The organism is Knoellia sp. B-D-2 (assembly GCF_057714695.1).
Genome location: NZ_CM173189.1, coordinates 2498598 through 2519321, shown reverse-complemented (window position 1 = coordinate 2519321; position 20724 = coordinate 2498598). Strand labels below are relative to the sequence as shown.

Below are 20724 nucleotides of genomic sequence, written 5' to 3'. Positions count from 1 at the left end.
AGGGAACCGTGAGGGTCCGGAGGCTTTCGTGGCCTCCGGACCCTCACCCGTCCCTCCCGTCGTCCGAGGCCGCCCGGCGTCAGTGGGCGAAGTGGCGGGTGCCGGTGAAGTACATCGTCACGCCGGCCGCCCGGGCCGCCTCGATGACCTCGCCGTCGCGCATCGACCCGCCCGGGGCCACGACGGCCCGCACACCCGCGTCGAGCAGCACCTGCAGCCCGTCCGCGAACGGGAAGAACGCGTCCGAGGCCGCCACCGCACCCCGGGCCCGCTCGGCCTCGCCCGCGTTGGCGCGCGCCACCGCGAGGTGGCAGGAGTCGACCCGGTTGACCTGACCCATGCCGATGCCGACCGAGGCGCCGCCACGGGCGAGCAGGATGGCGTTGGACTTCACCGCACGCACCGAGCGCCAGGCGAACTGGAGGTCGGCAAGCAGGGCCTCGTCGGCCGCCTCGCCCGAGACGAGCCGCCAGCGCGCGGCGTCGTCGCCGCCGGTGACCGCGCCGTCGTCATCGGTCACGACCGCGTCGACGGCGTCGCGGTGCTGCATGAGCAGGCCGCCGCTGATCGGGCGGATCTCCGCGCCACCCTGCCGGGGCGGGGCGCACTCGAGCAGGCGGATGTTCTTCTTCGCGGTGAGGACCTCGAGGGCGTCGGCGTCGAACCCGGGCGCGACGACGACCTCGGTGAAGATGTCGGCGACCGTGCGGGCCATCTCGACGGTGACGGTCCGGTTCGTCGCGATGATCCCGCCGAAGGCGGAGACGGGGTCGCACTCGTGGGCCTTGCGGTGGGCCTCGGCGATGTCCGCGCCGACGGCGATGCCGCACGGGTTCGCGTGCTTGACGACCGCGACCGTCGGCTGGTCACCGTGGTCGTGGGCCGCGCGCACCGCCGCGTCGGCGTCGACGAAGTTGTTGTACGACATCTCCTTGCCGTGCAGCTGGCGCGCCTGCGCCAGTCCGGGCTGCGGCTGGAAACCGTTGGTGTAGAGGGCTGCTCGCTGGTGCGGGTTCTCGCCGTAGCGCAGCACCGTGGCCTTGTCCCAGGTCGCCCCGACCCACGCCGGGAAGCCCGAGCCCTCGCTGCTGTCGGTGTAGGCGTTGCCCATCCACGACGCGACGTGGACGTCGTAGGTGGCCGTGTGGACGAAGGCCTTCGCCGCGAGCGCCTTGCGCTGCTCGAAGGTGAAGCCGTCCGCGCGCACTGCGTCGAGGACGGCGGCGTATGCCGTCGGGTCGACGACCACGGCGACGCTCGGGTGGTTCTTGGCCGCGGCGCGCACCATCGACGGGCCGCCGATGTCGATCTGCTCGACGACCTCGTCTGCGGGCGCGCCGGAGGCGACCGTCTCGGCGAACGGGTAGAGGTTGACGACGACGAGGTCGAACGGCTCGACGTCAAGCTCGGCCAGCTGCTCGACGTGGTCGGGCTTGCGGGTGTCGGCGAGGATGCCGGCGTGGACGCGCGGGTGGAGGGTCTTGACCCGCCCCTCGAGGCGCTCCGGGAAGCCGGTGAGCTCGGCGACCTCGGTCACGGGGATGCCGAGTCCCTCGATGAGGGCGGCCGAGCCCCCGGTGGACACGATGGCCACCCCGGCCTCGTGGAGGCCACGGGCGAGCTCCTCGAGCCCGGTCTTGTCGTAGACCGAGACGAGGGCGCGGCGGACGGGGCGACGGTCCTCGGTGGGGCCGGGCGGGCTGACGGTGACGGCCATGGTGGTGGCTCCAATCGCGGGACGACGTGGGCGCGGACATGCTTGTCCGTGTGGGCGCACCCAGGCGGGCGATGCGATCCCCTGTGACTCCCCGGTGGTGGTCCACCGCGCCAGTCGTCGTCGCCGAGTCTACCGACGAGGGCGGTCCGCCCCCAACCTCACGTGGCGTAGGGCGACGGTGGCAGCGGGTCTGGCCACGAACCGCCGAGGACCCGGTCGACGTCGAGGACGATGACCACCCGCTCGGGGTTCGGGCGCGGGCGCCGGTAGCGGACGGCATACCGCTCCTCCGCGTCCCGCACGGAGACCTCGTCCTCGAGCACCCGGGTCGTGCCCTCGAGGGTGACCCACCGGCGCCCCTCGACCTGGGCCAGCGCGGCGCGGCGGCCGGCTCGGGCCTGCACCACCTTGGCGCTCCCCCGGCTCGCGATGACCCGCGCGACGCGCTGCTCCCGGTCCCACGTGAAGCCCACCGGGACGACGTGCGGTGAGCCGTCACGGCGCAGCGTCGTCAGGGTCGCGAGGTGCCGCTCGGTCATGAACACGACCGCAGCCTCGGGCAGGCCTGCCGGGTCCAGGGCCACGGGTCAGGCCGTCCGGAGGTCGTGGGCGAGGCGGCCGACGAGGTCGACGAGGAGCTCGCGCTCCACCACCTTGATCCGTTCGTGGAGGCTGTCCTCGGTGTCGTCGTCGAGGACCTCGACGGCGCGCTGCGCGAGGATCGGCCCGGTGTCGATCCCGGCGTCGACGAGGTGCGCGGTCGTGCCGGTCACCTTGACCCCGTGCGCGAGCGCGTCCCGCACGGCATGGGCTCCGGGGAAGCTCGGCAGCAGCGCCGGGTGCGTGTTGAGGATGGTCCACCCACCGAGCGTCGCCGGGCCGAGGAGCTTCATGAAGCCGGCCGTGACGACGAGGTCCGGCGCGCGCGCGGCGATCTCGGCGGCCAGCGCGACGTCCCACGCGCCCCGGTCCGAGAAGTCGGCCACCCGGCACACGAAGGTGCCGATGCCGGCTCGCTCCGCGCGACGCAGCCCCTCGATGCCGTCCCGGTCGGCGCCGACGGCGAGGATCCGCACGCCGTATGCCGGGTCGCGACACGCGTCGACCAGCGCCTGCAGCAGGGTGCCGGAGCCGGACACGAGGACGACGATGCCGGCGGGTGGGTTCACGCCGAGCACCCTACCGAGCGGGCCGGGAGCCGGTCAGCGGCGCAGGCGCCAGACGTCCCAGGCGACCACGGCCACGGCCCCGACGACGAGCTCGACACCGAGGGTGACGGCCAGCCAGAGGGCGGGGACGCCGACGTCCGAGAGCCGGTAGGCGCCGAGCGACCCACCGCCGAGCACGTCGAGGACGCCGACGGCGACCGCGACCATGAGGCAGGCCACGACCGCGACCGAGGCCTTGGTGCGCAGCGACGAGAGCCGGGCCACCGAGCGGAGCGAGCGACGGCCGATGTAGCCGCCGAGGAGCACTGGCAGGAGCACGAGGAGCCGCAGGGCCCACGGGTGGTCCCCCGGGGTCGGTAGGGCGCCGAGGACCGGCACGAGCGGGAGGAGGCCGCTCGTCGAGCCGGCGAGCCCGGTGTGGGCACCCTCGACGACGGAGAAGCCCGGGCCGGCGACGAACGCCACGACCCACAGGGCGAGGTTGGGCAGCGACGCGAGCTGGACCGCCGTGAGGAGCAGCCCGCCGAGGACGCCGGCACCGACCTCGGACTGGAGGTCGCTCACCGACCCCCACCGCAGGACGACCGCGGCGGCGACGGTCAGGGCCGCGAGGCCCAGCAGGACGGCGAGGCCGCGCACGGCGGGACCCCACGCCCGTCGGGCGACGTCGGGAGTCGGCATCCCCTGGAGGCGGGGGCCGAGGACGTCCTCCTCGCGAGCCAGCCGGCGCAGGGCCACGGCCAGCGCGAGGCCCGGCACGACGACCAGGGGCACGACCAGGCTCGGCCACCGCAGGGGCAGCGATCCCGCGAGCGTGAGGGCGGCGGCGCCACCGACGGCGACGGCATACCCGCCCCACCACCGACCGGCGGCCGACGCGACGGAGCGGGGCAGGAGGTCGGCGAGCCAGGCGTCCTCGACGTCGGACGTCGCGAGCGCGCGGCTCGCCCCGCGCGAGGCGCCCCAGACGACGAGGGCACCGAGCACCAGGGGGACGAAGGCGACGTTGGTCGCACCGGCCCCGAGGTGGGCGCCCTGGACGAGCAGCCACAACGACGCCGCGGCCCCGAGTGGCTCGCCCGACGACGCCTTGGGACGTGGGTCGAGCATCCACCCGAGCACCGTCGGGACGACGACGACGAGCAGCGAGAGCAGTCCCGTGACGAGGCCGAGGAGGACGTCGCGCGCGGAGTCGGGCAACCACGACGTGGCCGGCGACCCTTCGCCGTCCTCGTCGTCGGAGGGGCGCACACCCCGCAGCAGCTCCAGGACCGTCATCGCGCCCAGTCTCCCCCGGCCCGGCTCCGTGGCCGTGGCGCACACGCCGATGGGCACCGTCGAGGGCGATGCAACCTTCCCTGCCCGCGGTGCGTCTGGAGCCGTGACACCCTTCACGGGGACCGACATGGGGGGCAAGAGTGCAGAACCGGGACAGCACTGCGTTCGACGACTTCTACCGCGCCACCGCCCCACGCGTGATCCACATCGTGTACATCGCGACGGGGAACCTGACGCTGGCCCAGGACGCGACCCAGGAGGCGTATGCCCGGGCCTGGCGTGACTGGGACCGCGTGTCGCGCCATGACGACCCGCTCGCCTGGGTGCGGACGGTGGCTCGCCGGGTGGCCGTCTCCGAGTGGCGGCGCGCCCAGGCTCGAGGACGGGCCCACGTACGTCACGGCCAGAGCACGTCCGGCGCCGCACCGAGCGAGGACCGCGTCGCGGTCGTGGAGGCGCTCCAGCAGCTCAGCCCGGTGCTCCGCGAGACGGTCGCCCTGCACTACCTCGCCGACCGCAGCCTCGCGCAGATCGCCGCCGAGCTCGAAGTGCCCATGGGGACCGTCAAGGCCCGGCTCCACCGCGGTCGCGCCCAGCTCGCCGACCTGCTTCGCGCGACCGACCCAGCCGTGTCGACCCAGCGCACCGCACCGCACCGGGTCGAGGTCCCGGTCTGACGAGGAAGGAGGACCACCGTGGTTGACGAGCGCCCCATCGAGACCTGGTCTGACGAGGACGACAGCTTCGTCCGGCAGGCACTGAACTCGCTGCGAGCCGACGTCGAGGCGTTTGCGCTCCCCGACCCTCGGTTCGTCCGCGCCCGGGGGAACTCCAGCCGCCGCCACCGCACGATCGCCGGGACAGCCGCAGTGGCCGCCTCCATCGCGGTGGTCGCGGCCCTGGGCTTCCGAGGCGTCGCCGAGGATGACGCGGCGCCTCCACCCCTGCCGGCGACCCCGACGCCGACGGTCGTGCCCACCGAGCCACCCACGGTGCCGACGCCGACGCCGACACCCACGCCGACACGGACAGCGACCATCACCCCCAGCGCGACGCCGACGCCCTCCGCGTCGGTTCCCGTCACGGTGCAGTCCACGCCCGTCGCGACCCAGCGGCCCCCGTCCGTGGCTGCCCCTCCCCCGATGACGCCCAGCGTGGACCCGGCTTCTGGCTGTGCCGTGCCCGCCACGACGGCCGACACGACGGGCGTCACGACCTCGGCGGCGCAGGCGGCCAGGGCCCTTGTCGCGTGGGCCGCCGCCTGCGATGACGAGGCCGTGGTCGCGCAATTCGTCGATGACGCCACGGAGGTGGCCTTCAACGGCACCTCGATCTCCGGCGGTGACTCGCTCACCCGAGGCCTGACCCTGCCGGACCACGTCGACCGCTACCGCCTGCTCACGACGCTCCTGTCGCTCTCGCCAGGTGACATCGACGCCGAGGGCTTCTCCCAGTGGCCCCGACCCCCGAAGTCCGACGCGGACTGGCAGCAGCTCGTCGACGTCGGGCTCGTCTCGCCAGAAACCGCCGCTCAGGGCAGGACGGAAGGCAGCGCCTGGCACCCCTTCGTCCTCATGGCCGACACGGGCCAGGTCGTGGCGTTCACCGACGGAACCTGAGGTCGGCGCCACAGGCGAGCGGGCGGCATACCGAAGACTTCTCGGTATGCCGCCCGCTCGAGGGACGTGTCCAGGCTCAGGCCTGCAGGCCCTGCATGATCTCGCGCATGAGGTCGGCCGTCTCGGACGGCGTCTTGCCGACCTTGACGCCAGCGGCCTCGAGGGCCTCCTTCTTGGCCTGCGCCGTGCCCGAGGAGCCGGAGACGATGGCGCCGGCGTGGCCCATCGTCTTGCCCTCGGGAGCGGTGAAGCCGGCGACGTAGCCGACAACCGGCTTGGTCACGTGCTCCTTGATGTAGGCCGCGGCCCGCTCCTCGGCGTCGCCACCGATCTCGCCGATCATGACGATCGCGTCGGTGTCGGGGTCGGCCTCGAACGCCTCGAGGCAGTCGATGTGCGTCGTGCCGATGATCGGGTCGCCGCCGATGCCGACGCCCGAGCTGAAGCCGAAGTCCCGCAGCTCGTACATCATCTGGTAGGTCAGCGTGCCGGACTTGGAGACCAGGCCGATGCGGCCGGGGCCAGCGATGTTGGCCGGGATGATCCCGGCGTTGGACTTGCCGGGGCTGATGAGCCCGGGGCAGTTCGGGCCGATGATGCGGGTGCCCTTGTCCTTGCTGTAGTTGTAGAACTCCGCGGAGTCCTTGACCGCGATGCCCTCGGTGATGACGACGCACAGGCCGATGCCCGCGTCGATCGCCTCGATGACGGCGGACTTCGCGAACGCCGGCGGGACGAAGACGACGGACACGTCGGCGCCGGTCTCCTTCATCGCGTCGGCGACGGATCCGAAGACGGGGACGGAGGTGCCGCCCTCGAAGTCGACGGTCGTGCCGGCCTTCTTGGGGTTGACGCCGCCGACGATGTTGGTGCCCGAGGCGAGCATCCGGGTCGTGTGCTTCATGCCCTCGGAGCCGGTCATGCCCTGGACGATGACCTTGGAGCTCTCGGTGAGGAAGATTGCCATGTCAGAAAGGTGTCCTTGTCTGTTCGCTCGACGAGTCGAGGGTCACTTGGCGGCGGCCGCGAGCTCGGCGGCCTTCTGGGCGGCGCCGTCCATGGTGGCCTCGATGGACACCAGGGGGTGGTTGAAGTCGGCGAGGATCTGGCGACCCTCCTCGACGTTGTTGCCGTCGAGGCGGACGACGAGCGGCTTGGTGGCCTCGTCGCCGAGCGCCTTGAGGGCGCCGACGATGCCGTTGGCGACCGCGTCGCACGACGTGATGCCGCCGAAGACGTTGACGAAGACCGACTTGACCTGCTCGTCGCCGAGGATGATGTGCAGGCCGTCGGTCATCACCTCGGCGCTGGCCCCGCCGCCGATGTCGAGGAAGTTGGCCGGCTGGGAGCCGAGCGCCTCACCGGCGTAGGCGACGACGTCGAGGGTGCTCATGACGAGCCCGGCGCCGTTGCCGATGATGCCGACGTTGCCGTCGAGCTTGACGTAGTTGAGGCCCTTCTCCTTGGCGGCGGCCTCCAGCGGGTCCGCGGCCTCGGCGTCCTCGAGCGAGGCGTGGTCCGGCTGGCGGAAGTCGGCGTTGGCGTCGAGGGTGACCTTGCCGTCGAGGGCGACGATGTCGCCGTCGTTGGTCTTGACGAGCGGGTTGACCTCCACGAGCGTCGCGTCCTCGTCGCGGTAGACGACCCAGAGGCGCTCGAGCACGGGAACGATCTTGGCGCCGGTCTCGGCGTCGAAGCCGGCCTCGTCGACGATCTCCTGCGCCTTGGCGGTGTCGATGCCGACGTTGGGGTCCACCTCGACCTTGGCCAGGGCCTCGGGGCGCTCGACGGCGAGCTCCTCGATGTCCATGCCGCCCTCCTTGGAGCACATGGCGAGGTAGGTGCGGTTGGCCCGGTCGAGCAGGACGGAGAAGTAGTACTCCTCGGCGATCTGTGCGCCCTGGGCGATCATCACGCGGTGGACCGTGTGGCCCTTGATGTCCATGCCGAGGATCTCGCCGGCGAGCTGCTCGGCCTCCTCGGCCGACTTGGCCACCTTGACGCCACCTGCCTTGCCACGGCCCCCGGTCTTGACCTGGGCCTTGACGACGGTGACGCCGCCGCTCCGGGTCCCGATGGTCTCGGCCGCCGCCCGGGCCTCGGCTGCGGTGGTCGCCACCGCACCTGCGAGCACGGGAACCCCGTGCTTCTCGAACACATCGCGTGCCTGGTACTCGTAGAGATCCACGGATTCGTTCCCGTCCTCACGTCGTCGTCTGATGGCCTGCTCGTTCGGGCCGAGCCTAGCGCCGCCGCGAAGCCCCGGCGCCCCGTGGGTATCGATCCGGTGACGTCCTCGATGGTGATCCTCACGACATCCGCCCGCGGCCGTGCGGGGATATACCGTGAGCGCACCATGGATGCCTCGACGCGGACGCACCCGGCCGGATCCCGGCGATCGCTGATCGGCCGTGCCCGCGACGCGGTGGGCACGAGCCGCTCCGTGGCCCGCGACCTCGCCACCCTGCTCACGCCGCGCGCCGTCGTCGGCATGGCCATCGAGGGTGCGTGGGTCACGACCCACCTCGTGACCTACCCGCTCGGGATCTTCCAGGACCGCGCCGAGAGCCGGCGCGGCTACCGGATCGAGCACCTGGCGCCGGTGCAGCGCGGGCTGCTCATCTCCAACGTCGAGGCGGCCGGCACCCCGATCCTGCTCGTGCACGGGCTCATCGACAACCGCTCGATCTTTGCGATGCTCCGGCGTGGGCTGACGCGACGCGGGTTCAACTCGGTCTACTCGATGAACTACTCGCCGTTCACCGCCGACGTGCGCACCGCCGCGGCCCAGCTCGGCGAGGAGATCGAGGCGATCGTCGCGGAGACCGGCTACGAGAAGATCCACATCGTCGGCCACAGCCTCGGCGGCCTCATCGCGCGCTACTACGTGACCCGACTCGGCGGCGACGCCCGCGTGCACACGCTCGTCACCCTCGGCACCCCCCACCAGGGCACGTGGAGCGCCTACGCCCTCCCCACGCGGATCCTCAGCCAGATGCGGCCGGACAGCGGGCTCATCCGTGAGCTGGACGAGCCCGCCCCGGGCTGCACGACCCGCTTCATCAGCTACTGGTCGGACACCGACCTCGTCATCGTCCCGCAGGCCAACGGGGCGCTGCGCCACCCCGACCTCTCCGTGCGCAACATCCGGCTGCACGGCGTCGGCCACATCTCGCTCCCGATCGTGGGCGACGTCGCCCACGGCATCTGCACGGCGCTGGCCGAGCTGGACCAGCACGGCAGCACGGTGACGGCCGGAGTGACGGCCCTCGCGCCACGCCCTCGAGCGGGGACGACGGCCCGCCGGCGCCCGGCGCGAGACCGGGCGGGACAGCACGCCGCACTCGCCGGCGAGTGATCCACGTCACCGCGAGAGCGCTTCCGCGGCGTGACATCGCAGGTCACCGTCGTGTCGCGTGTAGCCGATCCACAGGCGAATCAATCCCGAATTTGTATAACGGTCAGGTCACGCTACGGTAGACGCTCCCGTGTCCCCTGCACGTGAGGTACCCCTGTCTTGACTTCCTCTTACGAGGCGCGTCACCGAGGCCGGCATCGCAAAGCTGCGACAAGTCGAGTCCCGCGCGCCTTCCATCCGGGCTTCGTGTTGCCCAGTGCCGCTGCCGTGGCCCTGGTCCTCACCGCCACCGGTGCGTCCGTGGCCGAGTCGTCTCCCCTGACGCTCGAGCTCACCGCCGCACAGACCCAGGTCGCTCGCGAGCAGGCCGCCACCGACGTCGCCCAGCAGGCCGACCTCTCGACGCGCCGCCAGCAGGTCGCGATCCAGACCGCTGCCCTCCAGGGCCGCGCGACGGAGCAGCAGCGCGTCTCCCGCTACCAGGCTCGCGTCGCCGCAGCCGCCAAGGCCAAGGCCGCGGCCGTCGCCGCGGCGGCCAAGGCCAAGGCTGCCGCCGTCGCCACCGCCAGGGCCAAGGACGCCCGTGAGGGCAAGCGCTGGGTCTCGCCCATCGCCGGTGCGTCGTTCACGTCCGGCTACGGCATGCGCTGGGGACGCATGCACTGGGGCAACGACTTCGGCTGCCCGGTCGGCACGCCGCTGCGGGCCATGTCGCGGGGCACCGTGACCTTCGTCGGCACCAACGGCAACATGGGCCGGCTCGTGAAGATCAGGTACTGGGAGGGCACCGAGTCCTTCTACGCGCACATGGACAGCTACGCCGTGAGCGTCGGCGACACGGTGCTGGCCGGCGACGTCGTGGGTCGCACTGGCAACACCGGCCGCTCGACCGGCCCGCACCTGCACCTCGAGATCCACCCCCAGGGTGGCGGCGCCGTCAACCCGGCACCGTGGCTGGCCGCGAAGGGCCTGCAGTGACCTGAGGATCCGCACCACCAGGTCGCAAGGGCGGCACCCGTTCCGGGTGCCGCCCTTGGTCGTCTGCCGTCCGCCCACGTCACCCGCCGGCCCCGGAGCCGGGCTGGAGCCCCCGACTTATTGCGCATTCCGGCCCCCGCGACCCCGACTTATTGCGCATTCCGTAGGACGGAATGCGCAATAAGTCGGGGGTCAGGGGCGGAGCTTGATGCCGAGGAGGTCGCGGGGCTGGCTCGTCGAATCGGCGGGCGGGTCAGAGCTTCTCGAGCGGGGCGAAGCGGAGCAGGAAGCGCTTGACGCCGGTGTCTCCCCCGAAGTCGACCTCTGCCTGGGTCTTGTCGCCCTCGCCCATCGTGCGCAGCACGGTGCCCATGCCGAACGTGTCGTGGGTGACCTTGTCGCCGTCCGAGAGCGGGATGACGGGCCGGTTGCCGGGCGAGCGGACCCCTGGCCGGGCCGCGAGCGACGCCACGGCGGGGCGCTGGCCCCGGTGCCCGATCGCCGCGGCGCCGCTGAGCTCGCGCTCCCACGTCAGCAGGTCGACGGGGATCTCGTCGAGGAACCGGCTCGGCGGGTTGTACTGGGGCGCGCCCCACGCGGAGCGCACGGCCGCCCGGGACAGGTGGAGGCGCTCGCGGGCCCGGGTGATGCCGACGTAGGCGAGGCGCCGCTCCTCCTCGAGCTCCTTGGGGTCGCCGAGCGAGCGCAGGTGCGGGAAGGTGCCGTCCTCCATGCCGGTGAGGAAGACGACGGGGAACTCCAGGCCCTTGGCGGTGTGCAGCGTCATGAGGGTGACGACGCCCTGCTCCTCGGCCTCGGCCGAGTCGGGGATCTCGTCGGCGTCCGCGACGAGCGAGACCTGCTCGAGGAAGTCCTCCAGCGAGTTGACCTCACCGGTCTCGGCGCGGGCCTCGTCGAACTCCTGCGCCACGGCGACGAGCTCGGCGAGGTTCTCGATCCGGGTCTCGTCCTGCGGGTCGTGGCTGGCGCGCAGCTCGGCGAGGTAGCCGGACTTCTCGACGATGGCCTCGAGCAGGTCCGAGACCCCGGCCTCGTCGTCGTCGCGCACCTTGCCGAGGTCCTCGAGCAGCGCCGTGAACCCCTTGATGCACGTGATCGAGCGGGTGGCGATCCCGGGGGCGTCCTCGGGGCGGCCCAGGGCCTCGACGAAGGAGATGCGCTCGCGCTCGGCCAGGGCGGCGACGACGGCCTCGGCCCGGTCGCCGATGCCGCGCTTGGGCACGTTGAGGATGCGACGGAGGTTGACCGTGTCGGCCGGGTTGGACAGGACGCGCAGGTAGGCCAGCGCGTCCTTGACCTCGCGGCGCTCGTAGAACCGGGTCCCGCCGACGACCTTGTAGGGCAGGCCGACGCGGACGAAGACCTCCTCCAGGGCGCGGGACTGCGCGTTGGTCCGGTAGAACACGGCGACGTCGCCGGGCTTGACGCCGTGCTCGTCATGGAGCCTGTCGATGGTGCGGGCGACGAACGACGCCTCGTCGTGCTCGTTGTCGCCGACGTAGCCGACGATCGGCGCACCCGAGCCGGAGTCGGTCCACAGGTTCTTCTTGCGGCGTGACTCGTTGCGCGAGATGACGGCGTTGGCGGCCGTGAGGATCGTCTGGGTCGAGCGGTAGTTGCGTTCGAGCAGGATCGTCCTCGCGTCCGGGTAGTCCTCCTCGAACTCGACGATGTTGCGGATCGTCGCGCCGCGGAAGGCGTAGATCGACTGGTCCGCGTCACCGACGACGACGAGCTCGCTCGGCTCGACGGCGTGCTCCTGCCGCCTGCCCTCGTGCCCGACGAGCTCGCGGATCAGCTGGTACTGGGCGTGGTTCGTGTCCTGGTACTCGTCGACCATGACGTGGCGGAAGCGCCGGCGGTAGTGCTCGGCCACGTCGGGGAATGCCTGGAACATGTGGACGGTGAGCATGATGATGTCGTCGAAGTCGAGGGCGTTCGCCTGCCGCAGACGACGTTGGTATGCCGTGTAGGCCTCTGCGAGGAGCCGTTCCGTATGGGTGCCACCGGGGTTCTCGGCGCTGGGCTCCGAACCCACGCGGGCGCTGAACGTCTCCTCGTCGACGAGCTCGTTCTTGAGGTTGCTCACCTGGTGGCTGAACGTGCGGGGGTTGTAACGCTTGGGGTCGAGGTCCATGTCGCGGATGACCATCGACATCAGCCGCTGGCTGTCGGCGGCGTCGTAGATGGAGAACGTCGACTTCATGCCGACCTTGTCGGCCTCGCGGCGCAGGATCCGCACGCACGCGCTGTGGAACGTCATGACCCACATCGCCCTGGCGCGCGGCCCCACGAGCTCTTGGACGCGCTCGCGCATCTCGGCGGCGGCCTTGTTGGTGAAGGTGATGGCGAGGACCTGGCCGGGCTGGACCCCGCGGGCCGCCAGGAGGTGGGCGACGCGGTGGGTGAGGACGCGGGTCTTGCCTGAGCCGGCGCCGGCGATGATGAGGAGCGGGCCGCCGGCGTGGAGGACGGCCTCGCGCTGCTCCTGGTTGAGACCCTCGAGGAGGGCGTCGGCGTCCTGCGGGCGGGCACCCCAGGCGGGCTCCGGCGGGGCCTGGTCGTCGGAGGTCGCCCACGAGGGGACTCCGGCGGCGTTGACGAGGGCCGCGTGCGCGCTCTCGTGCGCGCCGGCATCGGTCGTGGGGGCGGTCGCGGGGTCGTTCGGGGCCCCGGCGTCGCCGAAGTCCAGACCGTCGAAAAGGGTGCTCATCTCACCGCCAACCCTACGTCGTGGCGCTCACAGGCCCCGCCTCGTCCACGGTCTGCCCAGCAGGGCAGCCGCGCCAGTGGCTACCGGTTGATGAACGCCCGGCGCACCCTCGTCCTCCACGAGTGGGGTGGCGCCCAGGGGCGATCCGGGAGCTGGCCGGCGCTGTTGGGGGCCGGACCCAGGAGCACCACGCTGGAGACCCCGACGACGCCGACGACCGCGAGCACCCACCGGGGGACCTCCATGAGCAGGGTCGACGCGGAACCATTGAGGGCCCAGGTGACCAGAGCCACGACGACTCCGAAGACGACCGGGACCGCGACCCGGTAGGGCCACACCGACGGCGTGGTGGTGCTGCCGAGCGCCGCGGCTCGGCGACGACTTTCCGTGAGGCCCACCGTCCATGGCACGAGACCGATCACGGCGAACAGCACGAGGAAGCCGGTCAGGTCCGACCGGTCGACGGCAACGGCGCTCGACCACTCTCCCCCCGCGAACATCGCCTTCACACCCGAGGCCACGCCCAGGGCGGGGACCGCGCCCAGCAGGACCTGCCCCATCCACCGTCTCGGCGACAGCGGTCGCCACTGCGCCGCGTAGTCGACGGGCTGCCCGAAGGTGGTGACGAGGTCCTCGCCGGTCACCGCCGCGTGGCCCTCGACCTCGGCGACGATCTCCCGGACCCGGGCCTCGGGAACCCCGTTGATCCGGAGCTGCTCGGCGAGCTCCCTCACGTAGTGCAGCCTCGACGTCGTCATGTCAGCCCTCCAGAGCCGTGGTCATCGTGGCGGAGAACGCGCGCCACCCCGCGCGCCCGGCCTCGAGCTCGGCCCGGCCGGCCCCGGTGAGCCAGAAGTACTTGCGCGGCGGTCCCGACGTGCCGGTGACCCACTCGCTGCGGACCAGCCCTTCGTCCTCGAGCCGCCCGAGGAGGGGATAGATCGTCCCGCCCTTGATCCCCTCGAACCCCGCCTCGGCGAGCGAGGCCATGAGCAGGTAGCCGTACACGGACGTCTCCCGGGACAGGACCGCGAGCACCGCGAGGTCGAGGACGCCCTTGAGCCACTGGCTCTGCCTGTCCTCGCGCACCACCGCTCGTGCCATGGCTAGATGGTGGTCCCATCTAGGTGGTGATGTCAACTAGTCGTTCCACACCATGGCGGCGAGACTCGAGCGACCCGTCGGAGACGACGGGAACCGTTGCAGCACTTGTTGATTCGTCGATCTTCCGTGGGTCGAAGGCATTGACATCGAACGTGCGTTCGACGACAATGGAGGCATGGATCCAGCCCCCGCAACCCCGGTCGACGCGCTTCGCGCTGCGCTCACGGGTGCGCGGGACGTGCTCGACAGCGCGGCCGTGGGCGACGTCCTGGCACGGGTGAGCGGTCCCGAGCTGGCGGACCTGATGACGCTGGCCGACGAGGTGAGGGCACGGGCGGGGGCCGCGCAGGTACGGGTCGCCGCGGAGACGTTCCACCGGGGCGAGCTCAGCGCCGCTCGGCGTGGGGCGGGGTCGCTGCACGGATGGGTGCGCGAGCACGCCCCGTCGCTGCGGCAGGCCGGTGCCGGGCAGGTCGCAGCCCTGGCCCAGGACGTCGCGACGTCCGCGCCGGGAGGACTGTGGAGCAGCCACGGGCCGGACGCCGGAGCGTATGCCGACCCGACCCGTGCCGAGGGCGTCGTCTGGGCCCGGGTCGTCACCGGTGAGGTCGCACCGGCGCTGGCGCTCACGGCTCTGCGCGAGGTGACGCGCATGAAGGAGCTGCTCGTTCCGGAGGCGGTGTCCACCGTGGCCACGGCGATCCTCGACCACGGGGTGCAGTGGGGCGCGGTCGAGGCGAAGAAGATCCGGACGAGCCTCCTCGCCGCCCACGGCCGGGCCGGCGAGCTCGACGACCAGGACCGGCGCCTCCGCAGTGGCGCCTACCTGTCGAGCCCGCAGGTCGCCGACGGCGACGTCACCGAGTACCGGATGGCGATGACGCCGGAACAGGCCGCCACCCTCGAGGCCGCGATCGGTCCACTGTCCCGGCCAGCCCCCAACGACCAGACCGGTGAGCGAGACCTGCGCCCCGCGGGACAGCGCCGAGTCGAGGCCCTGGCCGCCATCTGCGCCCGGGCCGCTCGCGCGGACGCCGCCGACGGCCCACCCGGCGGAGCGGCCACGACCGTTCACGTCTCCATGGGGCTGGGCGACCTGAGCGCCGCCGGCAGCGAGGCTCCGACCGGATCCGGCCGGGTCATGGTGTCGCGAGCCCAGCAGACGATCCTCGCGCCGGCCACGATGCGCCGGCTCGCCTGCGACGCCGACGTCATCCCCGTCGTGCTCGGCTCCGAGGGCGAGGTCCTCGATCTCGGCCGGGCCGTCCGCCTCTTCACCCGCTCCCAGCGCCGGGCCCTGTGGCACCGTGACCGGGGCTGCTCCTTCCCCGGCTGCGACATGCCGTCCGGCTGGACCGAGGCGCACCACCTCGTGCACTGGGCCGACGGCGGCACGTCCGATCTCGGCAACGCTGCCCTGCTCTGCCAGCGACACCACACCCTCGTCCACGACCGACGCCTCGTCGCCACCGTGCATCCCCCCGACGAGCACGGTCGAGCCGTGAGCTGGGACCTCACCCGCGGCTCCTACGACCGCGTCCTGTCGAGCCGCCTCGAGCAGATGAGGCGCAGGCGACGGAGCGTCGATCGCCTCGACACCGGGCCACCCGACCCCTGGGCCGGCCAGCCACCCGAGCACGTCCTGCAGCAGATCGCCGACGAGTTCCTCGCCGACCACGACGCCGACGCCTGGGACCTCACGGCCTGAGCCGCAACCGTCACGGCTGCGCAGGCTGCCCCGGCTGCCCTGGCGGCCACCGCGGCCGTCGCGCCCCGCGACGGTGGGCCGACGGCATACGGTGTGGTGCATGGCTTCTCGCAAGGGTGAGTTCGGGGAACCGGTCCACCTCGACGTGGCCGGCCACGAGATCCGGCTGTCGAGTCCCGAGCGCGTGTACTTCTCGGCCCGCGGCGAGACCAAGCTCGACCTCGCGAACTACTACATCGCCGTCGGGGCCGGGATCCTCAACGCCCTGCGCGAGCGGCCCACGATGCTGCACCGCTTCCCCGACGGCGTCGACGGGAACAAGGTCCACCAGAAGCGCGTCCCCCGCGGAGCGCCGCCGTGGCTGGAGACCGTCCGGCTGCACTTCCCCCGCTACGGGCTGCACGCCGACGAGCTGTGCCCCACCGACCTCGCGCACATCGTCTGGGCCGTCCAGATGAGCACCGTCGAGTTCCACCCGTGGAACAGCCGGCGGGCCGACACCGAGAAGCCGGACGAGTGGCGCATCGACCTCGACCCCATGCCCGACGCCCCGTTCGACCGGGTCCGCCGGGTCGCGCACGTCGCCCACGAGGTCCTCGACGAGATCGGCGCCACCGGCTTCCCCAAGACGAGCGGAGGCCACGGGCTCCACGTCTACGTCCGGATCCGGCCCGACCACGGCTTCCAGGACGTGCGCCGCGCGGCCCTGGCCTTCGCGCGTGAGGTCGAGCGCCGGGCGCCCGAGGACGTCACGACGACGTGGTGGCGCAAGGACCGCGACCCCGAGGCCGTCTTCGTCGACTACAACCAGAACGCCCGCGACCACACCATCGCCAGCGCGTACTCGGTGCGCGGCAACACGATCGGCACCGTGTCCACCCCGATCGCGTGGGACGAGGTGGACGCCGTGGAGCCGCAGGACTTCACCATCGCGACCGTGCCGCAGCGCTTCGCCGAGCTCGGCGACCTCCACGCCGGCATCGACGACGCCGTCTTCGACATCGCACCGCTCCTCGAGTGGGCCGACCGCGACGAGCGGGACGGCCAGGACACGACCCCCGAGCCCGACGAGAACGACGAGAACGACGGGAACGACGGGAACGACGAGGACGACGCCACGCCGTGAGTCCCGACGACGGGGTCGTGCGGGCCGGACCCGACCCGCACCCCCTCACCGGCGAGCCGTTCCTCTCCCCCGTCCCACCGGGAACCGGCTGGCCCGGCGACCCGGCGCAGCCGACGACCCCCGTCGCCGACGACGCCGACGATGTCCGCGAGCTCGCCGCGGACGCCACCACCCTCGAAGAGCTCGACGCCCGCGTGAGCGTCTGCCGGGCGTGCCCCCGCCTGGTCCAGTGGCGCGAAACCGTTGCGAGAGAGGATCGCCGAGCCTCGTTCGCCGACCAGCCCTACTGGGGGCGTCCCGGGCCCTCGTTCGGCGACCCGAGAGCCGACGCCCTCATCGTCGGGCTCGCCCCCGCCGCCAACGGCACCAACCGCACCGGCCGGATGTTCACCGGCGACGCCTCGGGCGACTTCCTCTACGCCGCGCTGCACCGCACCGGCTACGCGACCCAGCCGACCTCGGTGGGTGCGGGCGACGGGCTGGAGCTGCACGGCATACGCATCGTGGCAGCCGTGCGGTGCGCCCCGCCGGCCAATGCCCCCACCCCGACCGAGCGCGCGACCTGCGCGACCTGGCTCGGCCGCGACCTCGAGCTGCTCGGTGACCACCTGCGGGTCGTCATGACACTGGGCGAGATCGGCTGGAGGGGCGTCCTCGCCGCCACCTCGGCGCTCGGGTGGGACGTCCCGAGGCCGCGGCCCCGCTTCGGCCACGCCGCCGAGGCCGAGCTGCGCACCCCTGCCGGCGTCCCGGTCCGCCTCGTCGGCTGCTACCACGTGAGCCCGCACAACACCTACACCGGGAGGCTCACCCCGGCGATGCTCGACGACGTCCTCCTCGGCCTGCGTACCTGACTCACGAACCCGCAGATGCGGCGCTAGGATCACTTCCATGCCGCAGATGCGCCTCTCCGAAGCCGCGATGTACCTCGGCGTCAGCGACGACACCGTCCGCCGCTGGGTCGACACCGGCACCCTCACCGCCGGCGTCGACGAGGCCGGGCGCAAGACCGTCGACGGGCACGCCGTCGCGCTGCTGGCCCGGGAGCAGTCACGGGCCGCGACCGACCCGTCGACCGTGGGCCGCTCGGCCCGCAACAGGTTCGTGGGCCTCGTCACCCACATCACGATGGACACGGTCATGGCGCAGGTCGAGCTCCAGTGCGGCCCGTTCCGCGTCGTCTCGCTCATGTCGAGCGAGGCGGTCCGCGAGCTCGGTCTCGAGCCCGGCTCGGTCGCCGTCGCCGTCGTGAAGTCGACGTCCGTGATCGTGGAGACCCCGTGACGAGGCCGTATGCCGTCCGCGCACCCCTCGCGGTCGCCGCCCTCACGCTCCTGGCCGGGTGCTCGCAGGGCAGCGCCGGCGCCACGGGGACCCCGCAGGACCCACCCGAGCGGACGCTCACCGTCCTCGCCGCGGCCTCCCTGCAGCGGTCGTTCGAGCGGATCGGCTCCGACTTCGAGGGCGACCACCCCGGCGTCACCGTCCGGTTCGGCTTCGGCGGCTCCTCCGGCCTCGTCGCCCAGCTCGCCGACGGTGCACCCGCCGACGTCCTCGCCACGGCCAACGAGCCGACGATGGACGCGGCCGTGGCCGAGGGCCTCGTCTCCGGCGAGCCGACGCCGTTCGCGTCCAACCGGCTCCAGATCGTCGTGCCGAAGGACAACCCCGCGGGCATCCGGTCGCTCCGCGACCTCGCCGGGCCCGGCGCCAGGGTCGTGCTCTGCGCACCCGCCGTCCCCTGCGGCGCGGCCAGCGCCGCCGTCGAGAAGGCTGCGGGCATCGACATCCGGCCGGTCAGCGAGGAGCAGTCGGTCACCGACGTGCTCGGCAAGGTGCGCTCCGGGGAGGCCGACGCCGGCCTGGTCTACGTCACCGACGTCGCGGGCGCCGGCGACGAGGTCACCGGGCTCGACGTGGGCGAGGCCGCGTCGGCCCGCAGCACCTACCCGATCGCCACGCTCAGGGGCGCCGACGACGCGGCACTCGCCGCGGAGTTCGTCGCGGCCGTCACGGGCGCCGAGGGCCGGACGGTGCTCCAGGCCGCCGGATTCACCGCACCGTGAGCCGCTCCGTGACCCGGCTGCCCCACCTCACGATCCCGCGCTGGCTGCTCGTCCCGGCCGCCCTCGGCGCGCTGCTCGTCGCGGTCCCGGTCGTCGCGATGGCACTGACGGTCGACTGGCGCGAGTTCTGGCCGCTCGTCACGTCCGAGGCGTCGACCGACGCCCTCTGGCTCAGCCTGCGCACGGCGTCCGTGAGCACCCTGCTCTGCCTGCTCTTCGGCATCCCCCTCGCGGTCGTGCTCGCGCGCACCAGCGGCACCGCCGCCACCCTCCTGCGCTCCCTCGTCCTGCTGCCCCTGGTCCTTCCACCGGTCGTCGGCGGCATCGCCCTGCTGCAGGCGTTCGGCCGGCGCGGGCTCCTCGGCGACACCCTCGACGTCCTCGGCCTGCAGATCGCCTTCTCGACCACGGCCGTCGTCATCGCGCAGACCTTCGTCGCGATGCCGTTCCTCGTGCTCAGCCTCGAGGGCGCCCTCCGCGCCGCCGGCACCCGCTTCGAGGACGTCGCGGCGACCCTCGGCGCCGGCCCGACGACCGTGTTCCGGCGGGTCACCCTGCCCCTGGCGCTGCCCGGGCTCGTCGCCGGGACGGTCCTCGCCTTCGCCCGCTGCCTCGGGGAGTTCGGTGCGACGATCACCTTCGCCGGCTCGCTCCAGGGCACGACCCGCACCCTCCCCCTCGAGATCTACCTCCAGCGCGAGGGGGACCCCCGGGCCGCCGTCGCCCTCTCCCTCGTCCTCGTCGCCGTCGCGGTCCTCGTCATCGCCCTCACCCGGGCTCGGCGCGACTCCCTCGTGGCGGGAACGACGTGACCCTCACCGCCGACATCACCCTCGAGTCCCGTGGCGTCGCCGTCGACCTCGTCGTCGAGACCGGCGAGACCCTCGCGCTGCTCGGCCCCAACGGGGCCGGCAAGTCCACCGTCCTCGCGGCCCTCGCGGGGCTCCTCCAGCCGAGGGGCACGGTCGCGCTCGACGACCGGGTCCTCTCCGACAGCGGCACGCGCACCTGGGTGGCGCCGCACGACCGCGGCATCGCCCTCCTCGCCCAGGAGGCGCGCCTCTTCCCGCACCTCGACGCCCGCGACAACGTCGCCTTCGGCCCCCGGGCCCGCGGGCAGTCACGCACCGAGGCCGCGACGACGGCGACCCGCTGGCTCGACGAGGTGGGCATGACGGCGCACGCGCACCGTCGCCCCCACGAGCTGTCCGGCGGCCAGCAGCAGCGGGTGGCCATCGCCCGGGCGCTCGCCACCGAGCCGCGGGTGCTCCTCGTCGACGAGCCGCTCTCGGCGCTGGACGCCGACGCCGCCCCCGAGATCCGCGACCTGCTGCGCCGGGTCCTCGCCGAGCGCACCACCGTCCTCGTCACGCACGAGGTCCTCGACGCCGCCCTGCTCGCGGACCGGGTCGCCGTCATGGACTCCGGCCGGGTCGTCGACACCGGTGAGACGACCCGCGTGCTCAGCCGTCCCCGCAGCGACTTCGGGGCCCGGTTCGCCGGCCTCAACCTCGTACGCGGCGTCACCCGCGACGGCGCGCTCCTCATGGCCGACGGGCGCCTCCTCCACGGGCTCGCCGAGTCGCCCGTCACGGACGGGCAGCCGGTCGCCGCGGTCGTGGCCCCGTCGGCGGTGAGCATCCACCTCACCCACCCGCACGGCAGCCCCCGCAACAGCCTCGACGCGGTCGTCGCCGAGCTCGAGCCGCACGGGCACCTCGTCCGGGTCCGCACGGACCTGCTCAGCGCCGACGTCACCCCGGCGGCCGTCGCCGAGCTCGGCCTGCACCGCGGCTCGGCCGTCGTCCTCGCCGTCAAGGCCACCGAGGTCCACCTGCACCCGTCCCGCCCACTCTCGCTAGCCTGA

The 20724-nt window shown here is 72.8% G+C and carries 20 protein-coding genes and 1 riboswitch; of the genes, 11 read left to right on the top strand and 9 right to left on the bottom strand.

Annotated features, from left to right (window positions below; all coding sequences use genetic code 11):
* Positions 1 to 79 precede the first annotated feature (79 nt).
* The 4 genes from purH to AC3EU2_RS11940 form a co-directional block, all read right to left on the bottom strand.
* On the bottom strand, positions 80 to 1717 hold the full coding sequence (purH, locus tag AC3EU2_RS11955; RefSeq protein ID WP_488176520.1) for a bifunctional phosphoribosylaminoimidazolecarboxamide formyltransferase/IMP cyclohydrolase: 1638 nt from the start codon (positions 1715 to 1717) through the stop codon (positions 80 to 82).
* A 51-nt stretch (positions 1718 to 1768) separates the two neighbouring features.
* Positions 1769 to 1845, bottom strand: a riboswitch (ZMP/ZTP riboswitch).
* A gap of 30 nt (positions 1846 to 1875) precedes the next feature.
* Positions 1876 to 2301 (bottom strand): TIGR03618 family F420-dependent PPOX class oxidoreductase, encoded by a 426-nt coding sequence (locus AC3EU2_RS11950; RefSeq protein WP_488176519.1) that lies wholly within the window; start codon positions 2299 to 2301, stop codon positions 1876 to 1878.
* 3 nt (positions 2302 to 2304) lie between these two features.
* Entirely contained in the window at positions 2305 to 2895 is a 591-nt protein-coding gene (gene purN / locus AC3EU2_RS11945) for a phosphoribosylglycinamide formyltransferase (RefSeq protein ID WP_488176518.1), read from the bottom strand.
* Positions 2896 to 2919: 24 nt separating this feature from the next.
* Positions 2920 to 4164: a cell division protein PerM gene (locus AC3EU2_RS11940; RefSeq protein ID WP_488176517.1), complete on the bottom strand. Its 1245-nt coding sequence runs from the start codon at positions 4162 to 4164 to the stop codon at positions 2920 to 2922.
* Positions 4165 to 4304: 140 nt separating this feature from the next.
* Between AC3EU2_RS11940 and AC3EU2_RS11935 the strand changes: the two genes are divergently transcribed.
* Together AC3EU2_RS11935 and AC3EU2_RS11930 are read left to right on the top strand one after the other, a co-directional pair.
* Complete coding sequence (locus AC3EU2_RS11935) at positions 4305 to 4841, top strand: RNA polymerase sigma factor (RefSeq protein WP_488176516.1); 537 nt, start codon at positions 4305 to 4307, stop codon at positions 4839 to 4841.
* A gap of 18 nt (positions 4842 to 4859) precedes the next feature.
* Positions 4860 to 5783 carry a hypothetical protein gene (locus AC3EU2_RS11930; protein ID WP_488176515.1) on the top strand — a complete coding sequence of 308 codons (924 nt, stop codon included), beginning with the start codon at positions 4860 to 4862 and terminating at the stop codon, positions 5781 to 5783.
* A 76-nt stretch (positions 5784 to 5859) separates the two neighbouring features.
* Here AC3EU2_RS11930 and sucD read toward each other — a convergent pair whose 3' ends face one another.
* Together sucD and sucC are read right to left on the bottom strand one after the other, a co-directional pair.
* A complete protein-coding gene (gene sucD / locus AC3EU2_RS11925; protein ID WP_488176514.1) occupies positions 5860 to 6750 on the bottom strand; it encodes a succinate--CoA ligase subunit alpha in 891 nt (296 codons plus the stop codon).
* Between the two features lie 42 nt (positions 6751 to 6792).
* The gene (gene sucC / locus AC3EU2_RS11920) at positions 6793 to 7971 is read right to left on the bottom strand and encodes an ADP-forming succinate--CoA ligase subunit beta (protein ID WP_488176513.1); all 1179 of its coding nucleotides are present in this window, start codon (positions 7969 to 7971) and stop codon (positions 6793 to 6795) included.
* A gap of 168 nt (positions 7972 to 8139) precedes the next feature.
* Here sucC and AC3EU2_RS11915 point away from each other — a divergent pair, with 168 nt between their 5' ends.
* Together AC3EU2_RS11915 and AC3EU2_RS11910 are read left to right on the top strand one after the other, a co-directional pair.
* Entirely contained in the window at positions 8140 to 9141 is a 1002-nt protein-coding gene (locus tag AC3EU2_RS11915; protein ID WP_488176512.1) for an esterase/lipase family protein, read from the top strand.
* A 246-nt stretch (positions 9142 to 9387) separates the two neighbouring features.
* Positions 9388 to 10119, top strand: coding sequence for a M23 family metallopeptidase (locus AC3EU2_RS11910; protein ID WP_488176511.1), 732 nt, complete (start codon positions 9388 to 9390; stop codon positions 10117 to 10119).
* Between the two features lie 253 nt (positions 10120 to 10372).
* Here the strand turns inward: AC3EU2_RS11910 and pcrA are convergent, their stop codons facing one another.
* The 3 genes from pcrA to AC3EU2_RS11895 all read right to left on the bottom strand — a co-directional run bounded on the left by pcrA (position 10373) and on the right by AC3EU2_RS11895 (position 13957).
* Positions 10373 to 12853 carry a DNA helicase PcrA gene (gene pcrA / locus AC3EU2_RS11905; RefSeq protein ID WP_488176510.1) on the bottom strand — a complete coding sequence of 827 codons (2481 nt, stop codon included), beginning with the start codon at positions 12851 to 12853 and terminating at the stop codon, positions 10373 to 10375.
* 80 nt (positions 12854 to 12933) lie between these two features.
* Positions 12934 to 13611, bottom strand: a complete 678-nt coding sequence (locus AC3EU2_RS11900; RefSeq protein ID WP_488176509.1) for a hypothetical protein — start codon at positions 13609 to 13611, stop codon at positions 12934 to 12936.
* A gap of 1 nt (position 13612) precedes the next feature.
* Entirely contained in the window at positions 13613 to 13957 is a 345-nt protein-coding gene (locus tag AC3EU2_RS11895) for a PadR family transcriptional regulator (protein ID WP_488176508.1), read from the bottom strand.
* A 175-nt stretch (positions 13958 to 14132) separates the two neighbouring features.
* On the opposite strand from AC3EU2_RS11895, the gene AC3EU2_RS11890 reads away from it, so the two are divergent.
* The 7 genes from AC3EU2_RS11890 (at position 14133) to AC3EU2_RS11860 (ending at position 20724) form a co-directional block, all read left to right on the top strand.
* A complete protein-coding gene (locus tag AC3EU2_RS11890) occupies positions 14133 to 15665 on the top strand; it encodes an HNH endonuclease signature motif containing protein (protein ID WP_488176507.1) in 1533 nt (510 codons plus the stop codon).
* A 100-nt stretch (positions 15666 to 15765) separates the two neighbouring features.
* Positions 15766 to 16791 (top strand): non-homologous end-joining DNA ligase, encoded by a 1026-nt coding sequence (gene ligD / locus AC3EU2_RS11885; protein ID WP_488176506.1) that lies wholly within the window; start codon positions 15766 to 15768, stop codon positions 16789 to 16791.
* Positions 16788 to 17645 carry a uracil-DNA glycosylase gene (locus AC3EU2_RS11880; protein WP_488176505.1) on the top strand — a complete coding sequence of 286 codons (858 nt, stop codon included), beginning with the start codon at positions 16788 to 16790 and terminating at the stop codon, positions 17643 to 17645. Before ligD ends, AC3EU2_RS11880 begins: the two co-directional genes overlap by 4 nt.
* 37 nt (positions 17646 to 17682) lie before the next feature.
* The gene (locus AC3EU2_RS11875; protein WP_488176504.1) at positions 17683 to 18075 is read left to right on the top strand and encodes a TOBE domain-containing protein; all 393 of its coding nucleotides are present in this window, start codon (positions 17683 to 17685) and stop codon (positions 18073 to 18075) included.
* The gene (gene modA, locus AC3EU2_RS11870; protein ID WP_488176503.1) at positions 18072 to 18857 is read left to right on the top strand and encodes a molybdate ABC transporter substrate-binding protein; all 786 of its coding nucleotides are present in this window, start codon (positions 18072 to 18074) and stop codon (positions 18855 to 18857) included. Before AC3EU2_RS11875 ends, modA begins: the two co-directional genes overlap by 4 nt.
* Positions 18854 to 19669: an ABC transporter permease gene (locus AC3EU2_RS11865; RefSeq protein ID WP_488176502.1), complete on the top strand. Its 816-nt coding sequence runs from the start codon at positions 18854 to 18856 to the stop codon at positions 19667 to 19669. The genes modA and AC3EU2_RS11865 overlap by 4 nt, the downstream gene beginning before the upstream one ends.
* Positions 19666 to 20724, top strand: a complete 1059-nt coding sequence (locus tag AC3EU2_RS11860) for a sulfate/molybdate ABC transporter ATP-binding protein (protein WP_488176501.1) — start codon at positions 19666 to 19668, stop codon at positions 20722 to 20724. The genes AC3EU2_RS11865 and AC3EU2_RS11860 overlap by 4 nt, the downstream gene beginning before the upstream one ends.